The organism is Paenibacillus sp. Pae15, from assembly GCF_024519685.1.
Lineage (GTDB): Bacteria > Bacillota > Bacilli > Paenibacillales > NBRC-103111 > Paenibacillus_G > Paenibacillus_G naphthalenovorans.
Genome location: NZ_JALJRM010000022.1, coordinates 1 through 15,427, shown reverse-complemented (window position 1 = coordinate 15,427; position 15,427 = coordinate 1). Strand labels below are relative to the sequence as shown.

Below are 15,427 nucleotides of genomic sequence, written 5' to 3'. Positions count from 1 at the left end.
TTAAAGGGGATTTCCTATGGACAATGTCTTGCAAAGCCTGATCACGGGAATCAGTTTAGGCAGCATCTACGGCTTGATCGGCATGGGATTTACGTTAGTCTTCTCGATCTCCAAAGTGATTAATTTGTCCCAAGGCGAATACTTTACAATGGGAGCGCTTTCATTTATTGTACTCAGCGGTTATATGCCTTCCGTATTGGCTTTTATTGCAGCGGTATTCATTGCGGTAATCGTCGGACTGATCATCGAGCGTTCCTTGATGAGGCCGGTTTCTTCCTCGCCGTTGATTAATCAAATTATCATGACCTTGGCCATCATGATTACTTTACAAGGGATTTCCATGCTGGTGTTCGGCAAACAGTCCAAAACGGCCGAGCCGGTTTGGGCCGGCGCCGTCAAATGGGGCGACATTACGATTCAGTACCAGGTCCTGGTGATTGTTGCCGTCATGGTTCTGATCAACGGCGGGCTCTACTATTTTCTGCATAAAACGTATTACGGCAAAGCGTTCCGGGCCTGCTCCTCGAATCCTGAGAGCGTAAGACTTGCCGGCATCCGCGTGAACCAGATGAGAATGATCGCCTTTGGTTTAAGCGGTGCAATCGGCGCCATAAGCGGCGTCGTGATCGCGCCTCTGCTGCTGATGAATTATACCTTGGGACTTGTCTTTGTCGTAAAGGGTTTGGTGGCCTCGATTCTCGGAGGGCTGGGAAGTCCGGTCGGGGCTTTGCTGGGAGGACTGCTGCTCGGGATATTCGAGAGCAATATGGCGGGATTCGTTTCATCGGAGTACAAGGATGTGATGACGCTTGTATTTTTGCTCCTGCTCCTCATTATTATGCCCAAAGGGTTAGTAGGAGGGTTTAAGCGATGAGAAAAAAACAAATCGCCGTTTGGACCGTTGTTATCGTGCCGGTCGCCATCATGCTCGCTGTGCTTCCTCCCAATCACTATCTGTACAGCATGCTTACCTTTGTAGGAATCTACGCTTTAGCGGCCACCGGCCTGGAAATGCTGATGGGATACGGCGGACAAATTTCGCTCGGCAACGGAGGCTTTATCGCACTTGGAGCCTATATTACAGCCATACTAAGCCAGCATGGCGTACATCCGGTTCTCATTTTTATGATTGCTCTGATCGGTTCAGCGCTTGTGGCGTTCATCATCGGTTATCCGATTTTGAAGCTGGAAGGCTATTACCTGGCTATTGCCACGCTGGGTTTCGCCCTTCTGGTTCAGGCGCTGGCGATATCGATGTTCCCGCTCACCGGCGGCTCTTCGGGAATGTCCGTGAATTCCTTGACCGTATTTTCGAACAGCTTGGGTGAAAGAGGCTATTTTATATTAGCCTGGGTTATTTTCGGAGTCGGATTTATTCTGGCCCGCAATCTGACCCGAACACGCACGGGGCGGTCCTTGGTTGCGATCCAAAGCAATGAAGAAGCGGCGTCGGCCTTGGGCATTTATACGGGGAAGGTGAAGCTTCAGATTTTCGTGGTCAGCGCGATGTATGCGGCTGCGGCCGGTTTTGTGATGGCCAACTATTTGAGCTTTATCGCGCCGGATATTTTCGGCTTGGCCCTTTCCGTCGATTTGGTTGTCATGTCCTTGCTTGGCGGTCACGGAGTCATCTACGGTCCCCTGCTGGGATCCTTCGTATGGGTGCTGCTGGTCGAAACGACGCATTCATTTAAGGATTATAAAATATTGCTGACCGGGGCGGCGCTCATCGTCATTTTGCTGTTCATGCCTAAAGGCATCTACGGTGTTTTACAAAAAAGGTTCTTTCAACGGCGCAAAGTGTGACGAGACCGAATCAGCCCAACGGTATGGAGGTGTTTCGATGCTGCAGGTACAGAAGATTTCCAAAATGTTTGGCGGTTTGAAAGCTGTGGATCAAGTGAGCTTCGACATCAAGAAAGGAAGCATTAAAGCCCTCATCGGCCCGAACGGAGCGGGGAAAACCACCATGTTCAACATCATATCGGGGAATTTTGCCCCGACGGAGGGTCAAGTGATTTTTGAAGACCGGGCCATTACGGGAAGAAAGCCGCACCAGATCGCCCATTACGGGATTATTCGGACCTTTCAAGGCGTCAAAATGTTTGACAGCAACGGATTTACCGTTCTGGACAATTTGTTGGTCGGCTATGATAAGCGCTTCCAGGCGGGCATGCTCCGAAGCAGTATACGCAGTATGATCTCCCGTAAAGAAGAACAAGAAGCGTTGGAAGAAGCGCATCGGGTGAGCGGCCAGATCGGGCTGTCCGATTGGCTGCACGCGCCGGCAAGCGAGCTTCCCTGCGGGTATCAGCGGTTGCTTGAGTTAGCCAGAGCCTTGATGGCAAAACCCAGGATGCTGCTGCTGGATGAACCGGCCGCCGGATTAAATGACAGCGAGACCAAACGCCTGGTTGGCGTTCTCCGCGAAATACGCCAAATGGGCATAACCATTTTGCTGGTGGAGCACCATATGGGACTCGTCATGGAGGTCTCCGATGACATTGTGGTGATGAATAACGGAAAGAAAATCGCCGAGGGGTCCCCGGAAGACATTAACCGCAACCGTGATGTGATTCAGGCTTATATGGGAGAGGAGGATATCAGTGCTTAGGGTGGAAAACCTGGAATCGGGCTACGGCAAAATCCATGTTTTGCAGCAGGTACAGCTGGAAGTGATGGAAGGGGAAATCGTCAGCATCTTAGGCGCGAACGGGGGCGGCAAAACAACGCTGCTTCGAACCTTATCCGGATTGAATCCCGCCTACAAGGGCAGCATCACCTTTATGGACAGGGATATCACCCATATGCCGGATTACAAAAGAGTCGAGGCCGGACTGATTCATGTGCCGGAAGGCAGGGGAGTCATCAAGGAGCTTACCGTGATTGAAAATTTGGAGCTGGGTGCCTTCCGTTGGAGAAGGGAAAAGGAGAAGGTAGCCCGGAAAATCAAGGAAGCGTTCGAGCTCTTTCCGAGACTTTACGAACGCCTCCATCACAAAGGCGGTACGCTAAGCGGAGGGGAACAGCAGATGCTCGCGATTGCACGCGGCTTTATTGCACAGCCTAAATTACTGATGCTCGATGAGCCTTCCTTAGGGATCTCTCCGATTATTACGAAAGAAATTTTCAAAACCATCCGCAGGCTGCGGGATCAGCATATCTCGATTCTGCTGGTGGAACAAAATGTGAAGGCCGCCTTACATGTATCGGACCGATCCTATGTCTTATCGCACGGAAAAGTGTTGAAGGAAGGGAGCTCTTCCGAATTATCCGCAGATTCCGATATCCAAAAGATGTATATGGGTGCGTAATTAAATCCAACATAGTGGAGGAATGAAGATGAACCGACGCTTATTCAATCCGAAATTGGAACAGCTGACCCGGGAAGAAATCAAACAACTGCAATGGAAAAAGCTCAAATTTTTGCTGGAGCATCAATATGCGCGCAATCCGTTTTACCGGAATTTATTTGACCGGCACAAGATCAAACCCGACGATATCCGTCATTTTGATGATTTCCGGAACAAGGTGCCGAGAATCAGCAAACAAGATCTGGTCGCCGATCAGCAGGCCAATCCGCCTTTCGGCAGCCGGACATGGATGAAAAAGGAGCAATTGATCGGTCTGTATATGACAAGCGGAACCTCCGGATTGGGACAGGAAGTGTACGGTCGAAGCCGAGCAGATCAGGAATACGCAGGCCAAACGTGGGCGATGGGTCTGCATTGGTCCGGGGTAAACCGGGGAGATACCTGTTACAATACGTGGCCCGGCTCGGCGGGACAATTGGCGGGTCCGGATTCGTTGACGCAATCTTACGTGCATCTAGGCGTGTTGAGTATGCATGTAGGCACCCAAAGATCCGAGGACAAACTGAAAATGATGCTTCGTTTCAAGCCGAATCAAATCACCATCGTGCCTGCCTACCTGACACGGTTATCCGTGCTTTGTACCGAAATGGGCATTGACCCGCGCAAGGAATTTCCGGAGCTCAAGAGCATTATGCTGGCTACGGAATGCTACTCCCCCGCCTGGGTCGAGAAAATGGAAGCCTTCTGGGGCGCCAAGCTTTTTGAAATGTACGGTTCAACGCAGCAGGGCGGCGGACTTGGGTTTACATGCGAGCACGGGGTTCTGCATAACGGGACTCGAGGCCATATTCACATCTTCGAACACATGTCCTATGTCGAGGTGCTCAACCGGGAAACCGGCGAGCCGGTGAAGCCGGGGGAAGAAGGCGAAATCGTATTGACGAATCTGGATCGCGAAGCGGCTCCGCTGATCCGGTTCTCGACCGATGACAAAGTCGTATTCCTGCCGCATCATACCTGCTCCTGCGGTCGCGCCTTCGATGCTTTTGAGGCCGGAAGCATCGCACGATACGACGACATGATCAAAATCAAGGCCGTCAATGTATGGCCTGCCGCTATCGAATCCATTCTGTTCCATTATGATGAAGTGGAAGAATACCGGGGCAAGGTGTATATGGAGGAGAACGGAACAGAAGAGGTGTTGATCACGTTGGAATTCAAAAGCTTCGTATCGGAGGACAGAAAGCGGGAAATGCTCTGCTTATTGGAGGATCAGATCCGGCATAAAGTCGGGGTCCGGATGAAAGTCACGGAAGCGAAGGAAAGCTTGCCGCGTTTTGAATTTAAAGTCCGCCGTTGGACCGACGAACGCAGCAAAGACCGCGACCGCATTTTCTATACGGCGAAATAAGGCAAAATAAGAATCGGGAGGCGAATCAAACATGAGCAAGCAGCTGGAAATGAATACGGAGGAATTGGTATTTCAAACGCACGAGAACCTTAAACGGCTTTGTCAGCATGATGTGCCCGGCATCAAAAATTTAGCCATTCTCATGTTGGCTCTTTCAAGACAATTGGTGATGACGGTGGATCCTTTCCATGTGGAGTATATCCACGATTATGAATAATGAAGCGAGGGGTTGGATTGGAGTATCGGCTGGTTGTCGATTTTGACGATGTAGATTATGCCAGAGTGGTCTATTTCGCCAGATATTTGGCATTTGCAGAAAAAGCGCAAGCACAAGTCTTGCGCAAATATAACCTGTCGCACAAAAGGATGGCGGAACAATACAATGTGGCAACACCGGTGATTCGCTCGGAGTTTTCCTATCTTTCGCCGGCCAGATTGGACGACGAACTGATCATTCATGCCCGAATCGAACATTTATCGGCCAAAGGCTTCGAATGCGAATATAAAATCATCCGCGCGGAACAAGAAAAACTGATCTGCACGGGCAAAACCCATCACCGCTTTATTGACCTGGAATCTTTTAAAGCAACTGAAATTTCTGGAGATTTGTATCGAATCTTTGATACAATAAGAAAGGAAGTTAGGGTATAATGGCAATTATTGGTGTTGTCGAGGGCAAGTATTTCGATGATTTGCAGGTTGGCGATGCATTTGGTTCCTCCGTTACATTGACCGAAACGCACTTGGTATTGGGAAGTGCCTTGTTTGGCGACTTCAATCCTGTGCATGTCAATGAAACCTTTGTTCAAAAAGGCCCGTTTCAAAAGCGGATTTTTCCCGGGCCCTTCACGCTTGGTGTGATGGCGTCGTCGTTGGGAAACTTTTTTGCGGGTACAGCCGTGGCCAACACGAACATCAGCGGCAAATTCCTCAAGCCGGTATTCGCCAACGATACCGTAACCACCCGATGGACCATCGAAGCCCTGACCTATAAAGAGAAGCTGAAAGCGGGATTCGTTGAGCTTGCAGGGCGATGCGTGAACCAGCACGGTCATGAGGTCGTGGAATCCAGGGCGGTCGTATTGGTTCATTCGAAGCCGAATGTCATCTAGTAAATATCGTTTAGAGGTGTTCTAAGTCATGGGATCTAAAAGCCAGAAATACCATCTCCGTCGCGAGGAAATCATAGACCAGGCGGCTAGGATATTTCAGGAAAAGGGATATAAAAGCGCAACCTTGAAGGATGTTGCCGATCGTCTGGAAATTACTGCACCGGCTGTCTATTATCACTTCAATAGTAAACAGGAGATTCTATATGAAATTTTCCAACGGACGATGAAATTAGGGCTGGATTCCATGAATCGGATCGCAGAAAATTCCATGAATCCTAAAGACAAATTGAGAATGGTGATAGAAGAATATTCCGCGTTGGTTGCCAATAATCTCGATTTCTTCACGGTATTTTTTCAAGATAAATATGAATTGTCCGAAGATCACACGGAGTTGATTACCGCCCGCGAAAGAGAATTCATCCGTGTTCTCAGAAATATTTACGCTCAAGGGGTGAAAACCAACGATTTCGTGGATTTGGATCCTGTGTTGGTCGTTAACGGGATTCTGGGGATGTGCAGCTGGCTTTATAAATGGTTCAAGCCGGAAAAGAAATACAGCGTTCAGGAAGTCAGCCGGCAATTTACTCAAATGATTTTGAGCGGTTTGGAAAAAAAGTAGTTGAGAGAAGGGGGCTTCAGCATGAACCCTGTGAAAATTCTCGGAGTCGGGATGACCCGATTTGCCAGGCATGAGCACGAAACCTTGAGGAGCTTGGCACAAAGCGCAATCACAGAAGCTCTGGCAGACGCCCGAATAGACAAAAAAGAAATCCAGGCGGTATTCTTTGCGAATTCCATGGCCGGCTTCGTCACGGGTCAGGAATGCGTTCGGGGCCAGGTCAGCCTTTGGGATTCCGGGTTGTCGGGACTTCCCGTCTATAATGTGGAGAATGCCTGCGCAAGCGCGTCTACTGCGTTCAATCTGGCCCATATGGCGGTCAAGTCGGGACAATACGATGTGGTTCTCGTCGTTGGAGCAGAGAAGCTGTTCCATCCAGACCGTTCCCGGACATTAAAGGCGCTTGCCGCCGCAACAGACGTGGAGCTGATCAAGGACGGCGAAATGCAGGGAAGTATTTTCATCGAATCCTATGCCCAAAGAACAAGAGCCTATATGGATAAATACGGAGTGAGTCCGCTGGAATTTGCTCTCATATCGGAAAAGAACCGGTATCATGCTTCCCTTAATCCGTATGCCCAATACAGAAACCCGATTACCGTAGAGGATATATTAAACTCGCCTATGGTAAGCGATCCTTTGACCCGGCTGATGTGCTCTCCTATAGGCGATGGCGCCGCTGCGGCCGTGATCTCCAGCCAAGCGTATGCCAAACGCACTTCGTTAAGCGAACCGGTCGATGTCCTGGCTTCCGTAGTCAATTCTTCAGCGCCTTATGCCGAGGACGGCGAACGTGCGGCGGAGCGGGCGGCCAAACGCGCATACGAGCTGGCGGGAGTGGAACCTACGGATATTGATGTAGCGGAGGTTCACGATTCCGTTTCACCGGTAGAGCTGTTCATTTATGAATCATTGGGCTTTTGTAAAGAAGGGGAAGGCGTCAAGCTTCTTCGGGAGAAGGCAACAACGCTTGGCGGTACCATTCCCGTCAATACGAGCGGTGGACTCGTTTCGAAAGGGAATCCCAGCGGAGCGACCGGATTGGCTCAAATCTGTGAGATCGTGTGGCAGCTAAGAGGCCAGGCTGGTGCAAGACAAGTGGAGGGAGCCCGAGTAGGGTTAACGGAAAATGCCGGCGGAAGAGTAGGGAATGATTCGGCTGCTCTGGCCGTGCATATTTTTTGCAAAGCATTTTAATTAACAGTAATTAAAAAAGGAGGCTATACGATATGATGACGGCTCAAGCTTTTTTTCAGCATGTGGAAGGCGGCGGGAAAGTCGATTCGACCGATTGGATGCCGGAGGAATACAAAAAGGAAGTGACGAGAGTCATGGGCTTTCAGGCGTTAGCCGAAATTGTAGGCGCGATGATGCTGTCCCAGTGGATTCCTTATACCCCTTCGATTGTCAGGAAAATGATGTACGCGGCAAAATCTCAGGACGAAATGGGCCACGCTCATATTCTCATTCGGGCCTGTGAAGATCTGGGCTACTCGCGGGAAGAAATCATTGAAGGATATATTGAACGCAAAAACAAGCTGTTGAATATTTTTCATTACTCCTTCGGCTCTTATGAGGAAATGGTTGCGGCTATGCTGCTGCAAAACACCGGGGCGATCGTCCAATTTCAATCGCTGGTGCAGGGCAGCTACCTCCCCTATCAACGGGCGCTGAGAAAAATCATGAAGGAAGAGTCCTTCCATTACAACCTGGCCGTGAATATGATTCAACAGCTGACGACACATGGCACCGATCGGCAGCGGGAAACCGTGCAGTATGCATTCGATCTCTGGTATCCGCGGATGCTGGCTTACTTTGGTCCGTCGGAGAAAGGCAAAGCGCCAAGCAATGCCTTGAAATGGAGAATCAAGGTCGACACCAATGACACGATTCGCACGCGCTGGTTGGATAAGATTGTTCCTCTGGTGGAATCTTTGGGCTACAAGTTTCAAGATCCGCAATTAGCCAAAGATGCAAAAACAGGAACCTGGTCCTATACCGAGCCGGATTGGGAAGAGGTCAAAGCGGTGATTAACGGCGGCGGTCCTTCCTCGGAATATTGGCGAGAAAGCGTAAGTAAAAGCTACGAAAACTATCAATGGATCAGGGATTTGATGAACAAGGGCAGTAAAATCCAAACGGCATGATGCGAGGTGAACCGGTATGGCTCAGGCTCAACACGATACGAGCAAACAGCAATTATATGAGGTATTCATTCAAGAAAAAGCGGACCGCTCCGCCATTCATGTAGGCAGTGTGCGGGCGCCGAGCGAGATCCTGGCCCTTCACAGCGCCAGAGAAATTTTTGCCCGCCGCGAGAATTGCGTGAAGCTGAGCATTGTGAATCGAAAGCACATGATCTATTTTCAGGACACCGAATTTTTGGGCATGTCGAAAGATAAAAAATATCGCTTGGCTTCTATGGAGTACAACGTCTGATTGGAGGGGCTGTCATGCAGGAAAATACGGTACTTATCGACTTTGTGAATCAATGGGCGGAAGACGAGTTTTGGGTAGGCCATTTGCTGACCAAAAAAATATATGAATATGGACCCGATCTGGAAGAAAACATCGCCATCGGTTCGATCTCCCAGGATGAGATCGGACACTGCAGGATGCTGCTGAACCTCCATACGACCGGCGAAAAGCAGATAGATCATTTGATCTACGGGAAGCTGCCGGAACAAATCAAGGTCTCCCGGTTAGCCGAATATTGGTATGAGTACGATTGGGCCCGGCTGGTGATGAAGCAGCTCATCTATGACATTTGCGACGGCGTGCGCTTGTCCTTCGGCGGAGAAATCCCGGATTCGGGGCTGCAAGATGTTCTGAGATTGATGAAGCGGGAGGAGGCCGTTCATCTGGAGCATTGGATGGAATGGGCTCTTTTCATTTCGGAAGACAGCCAAGGCCAATCGCTTCTGCAAAAAGCGGCCGGGCAAATTTACCCGCTGATCTCCGATTTTTTCGCCGATCCGTTAATTGAGCGCGTCTCCGCGGAATACGGCCTAAATTCGGTCAGCGCGAAGTCGCTGCTAAAGCAATGCCTGGACGAATTGAATCCCCGATTGATCCAATTGGGACTATCGATTCCATGCCCTGAACAAGAGATGATCGGCAATCTGTCGGTACAAGGCGGACGTTATGGACTGCACTCTTCCGGTTTTATGCCGTTGTACAACGAATTTACTTTGGTTTACCGTCAAAACCCGGACATGGTCTGGGGATAAAGCGAAGGTGGTGATTTCGTATGGATGCGGAGAAACAAGCGGTACGCGAGGCGCTAAAATCGGTAGAGGATCCCGAGCTGCCTGTCAGCATCGTGGATCTGGGTATTGTCGAGAACATTGACTGCGGCCCGGAGCACATTCAAGTCGTTCTAACGCCCACCTTCTCCGGCTGCCCCGCATTGGAACATATACGCGAGCTGGTGATCGGCGTCCTGGAGGAGCAATTTCCGGGCAAACGAGCCGAAGTGGGCTGGAGCTTTACCTCATCCTGGACATCTCAGAAAATCAGCTCCGACGGGGAAACGGCATTAAAAACGTACGGGATTGCCTTGGCTGCGGACGGGGTCGTTCATTGCCCCTACTGCGGCTCCAAGCATATCGTGCGGGACAGCCCTTTCGGATCATCGCTGTGCAAGGAGATTTACTATTGCAAGCATTGCAAAAATCCTTTTGAAAAGATGAAGCATTTGGCTTAAGGCGGCATGACTGATCCGCTTAACGGGAGGGAACAGGCTTTGATTGAACAGCTGGTTGTTGTCGGCGGCGGCGTAATGGGCCGGGGCATCGCCTACACGGGGGCGGTTTCCGGTTTTCATGTGAAGCTGGTCGATAAATATGAACAGGTTTTGCAAAGCGCCCGGCAGGAAATAGAAGAGCTTTTTGCAGGCGCGGTCCAACGAAACAAGTTAACGCTTGAAGAAGCGGCATCGGCCAAGGAGCGCCTTTCCTATCACTCGGATTTGGAAGGCAGCGTCCAAGCGGCGGATCTGGTGATTGAAGCCGTAACGGAAAAGCTCGATTTGAAAAAGCAGATCTTCGAGATGCTCGATCGGCATGCTCCGGCGCATGGTTTGCTGGTCAGCAACACGTCCACTTTGAGCCCTACCGAAATCGGTTCGTTTACGAGGCGTCCCGATAAAGTCATGGCCATGCACTTTTTTAACCCGGCCTACAAAATGAAGCTGATCGAATTGGTGCGGGGTCTGGAAACGAGCGATGAGACGGTGCGGCTGATTCAGCTGGTCGCCGGGCGTATGAATAAAGAAACGGTGACGATTAACGAATTCCCCGGGTTCGTCACCAGCAGGATGAGCGCCCTGGTAGGCAATGAAGCCTTTTATATGCTGATGGAGGGAGTCGGAACTCCCGAGGAAATCGATAAAGCGATCAAGCTGGGCTTGAATTATCCGATGGGGCCCTTGGAGCTTGCGGATCTTGTGGGATTGGATGCGCGGCTGAACAATTTACGCTATTTGCATCAAACCTTGGGGGAAAAATACCGGCCCTGTCCGCTGCTTGTCAAATATGTGCAGGCCGGCCGTTTAGGGCGCAAAACCGGAAGAGGCGTATACGAGTATGGGAAAAAAGAATAAGTGACGGTGATCGTTCATGAAAGAAGCTGTGATCGTCGATGCGGTCAGAACTCCGATAGGAAAGTATAAGGGCGCTCTTAAATCGGTACGTCCGGACGATTTGGCCGCCGCCGCCATACGGGCTATTCTTGATCGCAACCCGGGGGTGCCTGTTCAGGACATTGAAGATGTCATTCTGGGGTGCGCGAATCAAGCGGGGGAGGACAATCGCAATGTGGCCCGGATGGCGGTTCTATTATCCGGATTGCCGCTGGAAGTAGGCGGAACGACAGTGAATCGTTTGTGCGGATCGGGGCTGGATGCGGTGATGTACGCCGCGAGAAGCATCGGCGCCGGTGCCGGCGAGATTTATCTTGCCGGAGGAACGGAGAGCATGACGAGGGCGCCGCTTGTCATGGGTAAAGCGGAAACCGAATATCCCCGCGGCGATGTGAAAATGTACGATACCACCATCGGCTGGCGGTTCGTCAATCCCCGGTTGGAGCGCTTGTACGGATCGACAAGCATGCCCGGAACGGCCCAAATCGTAGCGGACCGGTATCGCATTTCCCGGGCGGATCAGGATGAATTCGCATGGCAAAGTCAGCACAAGGCGCAGCGCGCCTGGGAATCGGGCCGGTTTGACGATGAGGTCATCCCCGTTACGGTGGAGGATGCCAAGGGGAACCGGACGTCCTTCGCACAGGATGAGCATCCCCGCTTTAACCTTAAGCTGGAGCAGCTGGAGAAATTACCGCCGCTGTTCAGTGGCGGTACCGTTACTGCTGGCAACGCTTCCGGAGTCAACGACGGCGCCTCCGTCCTGCTGTTGATGAGTGCCGACAAGGCGAAGGAGCTGGGCGTAAAGCCGTTAGCCCGATTTGTGGCCGGAGCCGTTGCCGGAGTCGAACCGGATGTGATGGGACTGGGCCCGATTCCGGCCGTTCAAAAGGTGCTCCAAAGGGCGGGGCTCAGCGTTTCCGATCTGGACCTGGTGGAACTTAACGAGGCGTTCGCTTCCCAGTCGCTTCAATGTATTCGGGGGTTGGAACTGGATCCGTCGATCGTGAATGTCAATGGAGGAGCGATTGCTTTGGGGCATCCTCTGGGCGCCAGCGGGGCAAGAATTTTGACCACTCTGGTGCATGAAATGAAACGCAGAAAAGCCAAAAGGGGCTTGGCCACGATGTGTATCGGCGTAGGGCAGGGAATCGCAGCGATTGTCGAAGCTGTGTAATGAAATGGGGGAGAGGTTGGATATGAGTGTGCAAATAAACGCGCAAAGCTTTCCTTGGTTGGAATTCATCGAGCACGGTGAACAACTGAAGATGTACATTAACGGACAATGGGTCGAGGGCCGGTCCGGAGAATGGGAGCCAGTCGAAGACCCTTCTTCGAAAAATGTGATTGCCTACGTTTCAAAAGGGGGCGCTCAAGAAGCGAAGCGAGCGGTTGAAGCCGCTCAGGCCGCATTCGGCAGCTGGTCGATGGTCAGCGCGAGGGAACGCTCGAAATATTTATACCGGTTAGCCAATTTATTGAGGGAGCACGCTTTACCGTTGGCCTCTCTGTTGACCGCCGAATCGGGCAAGGTATTGAAGGAAGCGATGGAGGAAATCCGTTCGGCCTCCGCTTACGTAAGCTGGTATTCGGAGGAAGCCAAGCGCATTAACGGAACCGTGGTTTCGCCTGCGAATCCGAATAACCGGATTTTCGTGCTGCAACGACCCGTGGGTGTCGTCGTGTCCATCTGTCCCTTCAATTTCCCTTTTGGCATTCTGGCAAGAAAATTGGCCGCCTCTGTCGCCGCAGGGTGCACGTTTGCAGCCAAGCCCGCTCCGGAAACGCCGTTAACGGCATTGATGCTCGCCCGTCTTGTGGAAAAAGCCGGTTTTCCCCAAGGGGTCGTGAACATCATTACCGGAGATGCGGCGGCCATTGGAAAGGTGTTCTGCGAGCATCCCGCCGTCCGGAAAATCACCTTCACCGGATCCACTCAGGTCGGACGTCTGCTCACTGCACAAGCGGGACAGCATTTAAAGCAGACGCATATGGAGCTTGGAGGCAATTCCCCGTGCATTATTTTTCCGGATGCGGACCAGGAGAGAGCCGTAAAGACCCTGCAGTATGCCAAATTCAGAAATACCGGCCAGGTTTGCGGGTCTCCTAACCGTATTTACGTACATGAATCCATAGCGGAAGAGTTTATTGACCGGTTTTATCGGCAAATCGATACCTTGAAAGTGGGACCGGGGCATCATAAGGAAGCCCATATCGGTCCGCTCATTCATCAAAGAGCGATTGAAAAGGTGGACCGGCTGGTCAAAAGTGCCGTGGCTCAAGGAGCGGAGGCTCAAGTGTGCGGCAAGATGGTAGACGGTGTGGATTCGGACTCAGGCTATTACTACCTGCCTGTGATGATCAGAGGAGCTCAGGATCATATGGATATTTGCCGGGAAGAGACCTTTGGTCCGGTAGCGACTTTTCTTACGTTCAAGGAAGAGGATGAGGTCGTATCGCGTGCCGTCGCGACGCCTTACGGACTTGCAGGTTTTGTCTACACGAAGGATGTTTCCAGAGTGCTCACCATTTCCGAAAAGCTGGAGGTCGGCAACGTAGGCGTGAACGGAGCCGTTTCGGCCAATATTGAATCTCCTTTCGGAGGAGTCAAAGAAAGCGGATGGGGGCGTGAGGGGGGGAAAGAGGGGCTATACGATTTTTTGGAAACCGTCACCGTTTCGATCCAAGTGTAGCGGTACGATGACCTGAGAGAGATAGGTTGGAGGTGAACGATGGAAAATGGAGGAGTCGCTCGTTTTGCTGGATAAACGGGAGCATTTGGCGGTCATTACCTTGAATCGGGCGGAAAGGCTGAACTGCTTCGACTATCGGATGCTGGTGCAATTGGAGCAAGCGGTCAGCGGCATTCGAATGGATAACGACGTCTATGCGGTTATTATTACGGGTGCCGGTGATAAAGCCTTCAGTGCGGGAGCGGATTTGAAAGAAAGGCAAACGCTTACCGAGCAGGAGGTGCGCCGGAATGTGATGAAAATCCGCGATGTGTTCACGATGATTGAAGAGCTGCCCCAACCGACGATTGCCGCGATGAACGGACATGCGCTCGGCGGCGGTTTGGAATTGGCGCTGTCCTGCGATTTTCGTTATGCGGTCAAAGGGGCGCTTATCGGTTTAACGGAGGTCAGCTGGGCGATCGTTCCCGGAGGCGGCGGAACCCAGCGGCTGCCTCGGCTGATCGGGATGGCCCGGGCGAAAGAGCTAATTTTTACGGCAAGGCGAATTACCGCCGGGGAAGCATTGGCCTTGGGCATGTTGAATGGCGTAGCCGGGAAAGGGGAGGACGTGATGCGCCCCGCGCTGAATTTAGCGGACGAAATCATGAAGAACGGTCCGCTGGCGGTAAGGCAGGCCAAGTATGCGATTCAATATGGAAGCGAGGCTGACTTGAAGACCGGCCTGCGTATCGAATCTCAAACTTATGAGGCCATCATTCCAACAGCCGACCGCATAGAAGCGCTGGCTGCTTTCAAGGAGAAGCGGGCGCCCCGGTTTGTAGGCAGGTGATCAGCAGGAGAATAGGCTTCGGATGACCGATGATCCGTCACGGATCCTCGGCTTTTTTTATCTAACAAACCAGGGAGCTTTTAGCTGTCAAGCTTGAAGCAGTTTTATGTCGAAGCGGAATCGCACCCTGTGCGTCTTCTGTCAGTTCAAGAAACACCCACAGGACCGGTTTGTCGAAATGTGATCAGATCTTCGGCAGCTGTCCTGATGCTTCTGACAAAGATAGGGCGCTGTGCCTGTGCTCATTTTAAGTCTTGACAAACGGATCTTTTTGTAACCGCTATCATTAGGTTGAAAGGGGGTCTATATTTACCTGGAGAGTGTAGCTGGTTTAAAGAAAGAAGAGCAATGAAGAACGTCAGCTCAAGGAAGACAAGGATGATCATCACCAAGGGAGTAGACATTGGACTCGAATGCCGGGTAAACCCCGGACGAACCAAACCGAATACAGGATACGGCGGTCGTTCCCGGTTCTTCAACGGAGAATGACCGCTGAGTCCATTCCGGATTGAACAATATTCCGCTTGCGTTTTGTTAATAGATATGATAAATTACTAATCCTGAGCTGTTGCGAGGCAGACAGGGTACAAGTCAGACGGTTTCTCTGGGCTTGCGGACGATCCCAAGCACGGAAACCAAAAGACTTGCAAAACGAAATCGAATATGATAGATTATTAAACCGTGACTCCGAAAATACTGCAACTGAATCAGCGTCTGGACGAAAGGATTCGTTCCTCAGTCTGGATAAAAAAACAGTTGCCAAACGGTACGGAGTTATGGTAGATTGATTTTCCGGCCGCATGA

At 51.3% G+C, this 15,427-nt stretch carries 18 protein-coding genes; all 18 read left to right on the top strand.

What is annotated here, in order from left to right:
- Positions 1-16: 16 nt before the first annotated feature.
- From NR121_RS17560 to NR121_RS17475, 18 genes are read left to right on the top strand one after another with little or no spacing between them, the layout of a single operon-like run.
- Complete coding sequence (locus tag NR121_RS17560; RefSeq protein WP_256831579.1) at positions 17-874, top strand: branched-chain amino acid ABC transporter permease; 858 nt, start codon at positions 17-19, stop codon at positions 872-874.
- Positions 871-1,806 (top strand): branched-chain amino acid ABC transporter permease, encoded by a 936-nt coding sequence (locus tag NR121_RS17555; protein WP_256831577.1) that lies wholly within the window; start codon positions 871-873, stop codon positions 1,804-1,806. The genes NR121_RS17560 and NR121_RS17555 overlap by 4 nt, the downstream gene beginning before the upstream one ends.
- 37 nt (positions 1,807-1,843) lie before the next feature.
- Positions 1,844-2,614, top strand: coding sequence for an ABC transporter ATP-binding protein (locus NR121_RS17550; RefSeq protein ID WP_062410789.1), 771 nt, complete (start codon positions 1,844-1,846; stop codon positions 2,612-2,614).
- Positions 2,607-3,314 carry an ABC transporter ATP-binding protein gene (locus NR121_RS17545; RefSeq protein WP_054818462.1) on the top strand — a complete coding sequence of 236 codons (708 nt, stop codon included), beginning with the start codon at positions 2,607-2,609 and terminating at the stop codon, positions 3,312-3,314. Before NR121_RS17550 ends, NR121_RS17545 begins: the two co-directional genes overlap by 8 nt.
- A 28-nt stretch (positions 3,315-3,342) precedes the next feature.
- Positions 3,343-4,725, top strand: coding sequence for a phenylacetate--CoA ligase family protein (locus NR121_RS17540; protein ID WP_054818463.1), 1,383 nt, complete (start codon positions 3,343-3,345; stop codon positions 4,723-4,725).
- A gap of 31 nt (positions 4,726-4,756) precedes the next feature.
- Complete coding sequence (locus NR121_RS17535; protein ID WP_054818464.1) at positions 4,757-4,942, top strand: hypothetical protein; 186 nt, start codon at positions 4,757-4,759, stop codon at positions 4,940-4,942.
- 17 nt (positions 4,943-4,959) lie between these two features.
- The gene (locus NR121_RS17530; protein WP_160327418.1) at positions 4,960-5,376 is read left to right on the top strand and encodes an acyl-CoA thioesterase; all 417 of its coding nucleotides are present in this window, start codon (positions 4,960-4,962) and stop codon (positions 5,374-5,376) included.
- Entirely contained in the window at positions 5,376-5,837 is a 462-nt protein-coding gene (locus NR121_RS17525; protein WP_054818466.1) for a MaoC family dehydratase, read from the top strand. The genes NR121_RS17530 and NR121_RS17525 overlap by 1 nt, the downstream gene beginning before the upstream one ends.
- A gap of 28 nt (positions 5,838-5,865) precedes the next feature.
- A complete protein-coding gene (locus NR121_RS17520; RefSeq protein ID WP_062410793.1) occupies positions 5,866-6,456 on the top strand; it encodes a TetR/AcrR family transcriptional regulator in 591 nt (196 codons plus the stop codon).
- Between the two features lie 21 nt (positions 6,457-6,477).
- Entirely contained in the window at positions 6,478-7,653 is a 1,176-nt protein-coding gene (locus tag NR121_RS17515; protein ID WP_074729121.1) for a thiolase family protein, read from the top strand.
- Positions 7,654-7,685: 32 nt separating this feature from the next.
- Positions 7,686-8,603: a Phenylacetic acid catabolic protein gene (locus tag NR121_RS17510; protein ID WP_256831576.1), complete on the top strand. Its 918-nt coding sequence runs from the start codon at positions 7,686-7,688 to the stop codon at positions 8,601-8,603.
- A gap of 16 nt (positions 8,604-8,619) precedes the next feature.
- A complete protein-coding gene (locus tag NR121_RS17505) occupies positions 8,620-8,895 on the top strand; it encodes a hypothetical protein (protein ID WP_256831575.1) in 276 nt (91 codons plus the stop codon).
- Positions 8,896-8,909: 14 nt separating this feature from the next.
- Positions 8,910-9,686: a Phenylacetic acid catabolic protein gene (locus tag NR121_RS17500; RefSeq protein WP_256831574.1), complete on the top strand. Its 777-nt coding sequence runs from the start codon at positions 8,910-8,912 to the stop codon at positions 9,684-9,686.
- Between the two features lie 20 nt (positions 9,687-9,706).
- The gene (paaD, locus tag NR121_RS17495; protein ID WP_054818472.1) at positions 9,707-10,162 is read left to right on the top strand and encodes a 1,2-phenylacetyl-CoA epoxidase subunit PaaD; all 456 of its coding nucleotides are present in this window, start codon (positions 9,707-9,709) and stop codon (positions 10,160-10,162) included.
- A gap of 39 nt (positions 10,163-10,201) precedes the next feature.
- Positions 10,202-11,059 (top strand): 3-hydroxyacyl-CoA dehydrogenase, encoded by an 858-nt coding sequence (locus NR121_RS17490; protein ID WP_062410799.1) that lies wholly within the window; start codon positions 10,202-10,204, stop codon positions 11,057-11,059.
- Between the two features lie 16 nt (positions 11,060-11,075).
- Positions 11,076-12,275 carry a thiolase family protein gene (locus NR121_RS17485; RefSeq protein ID WP_256831572.1) on the top strand — a complete coding sequence of 400 codons (1,200 nt, stop codon included), beginning with the start codon at positions 11,076-11,078 and terminating at the stop codon, positions 12,273-12,275.
- A gap of 22 nt (positions 12,276-12,297) precedes the next feature.
- Positions 12,298-13,791, top strand: coding sequence for an NAD-dependent succinate-semialdehyde dehydrogenase (locus tag NR121_RS17480; protein ID WP_256831570.1), 1,494 nt, complete (start codon positions 12,298-12,300; stop codon positions 13,789-13,791).
- 46 nt (positions 13,792-13,837) lie between these two features.
- Positions 13,838-14,623 carry an enoyl-CoA hydratase-related protein gene (locus NR121_RS17475; protein ID WP_256831568.1) on the top strand — a complete coding sequence of 262 codons (786 nt, stop codon included), beginning with the start codon at positions 13,838-13,840 and terminating at the stop codon, positions 14,621-14,623.
- The last annotated feature ends 804 nt before the right edge of the window (positions 14,624-15,427 follow it).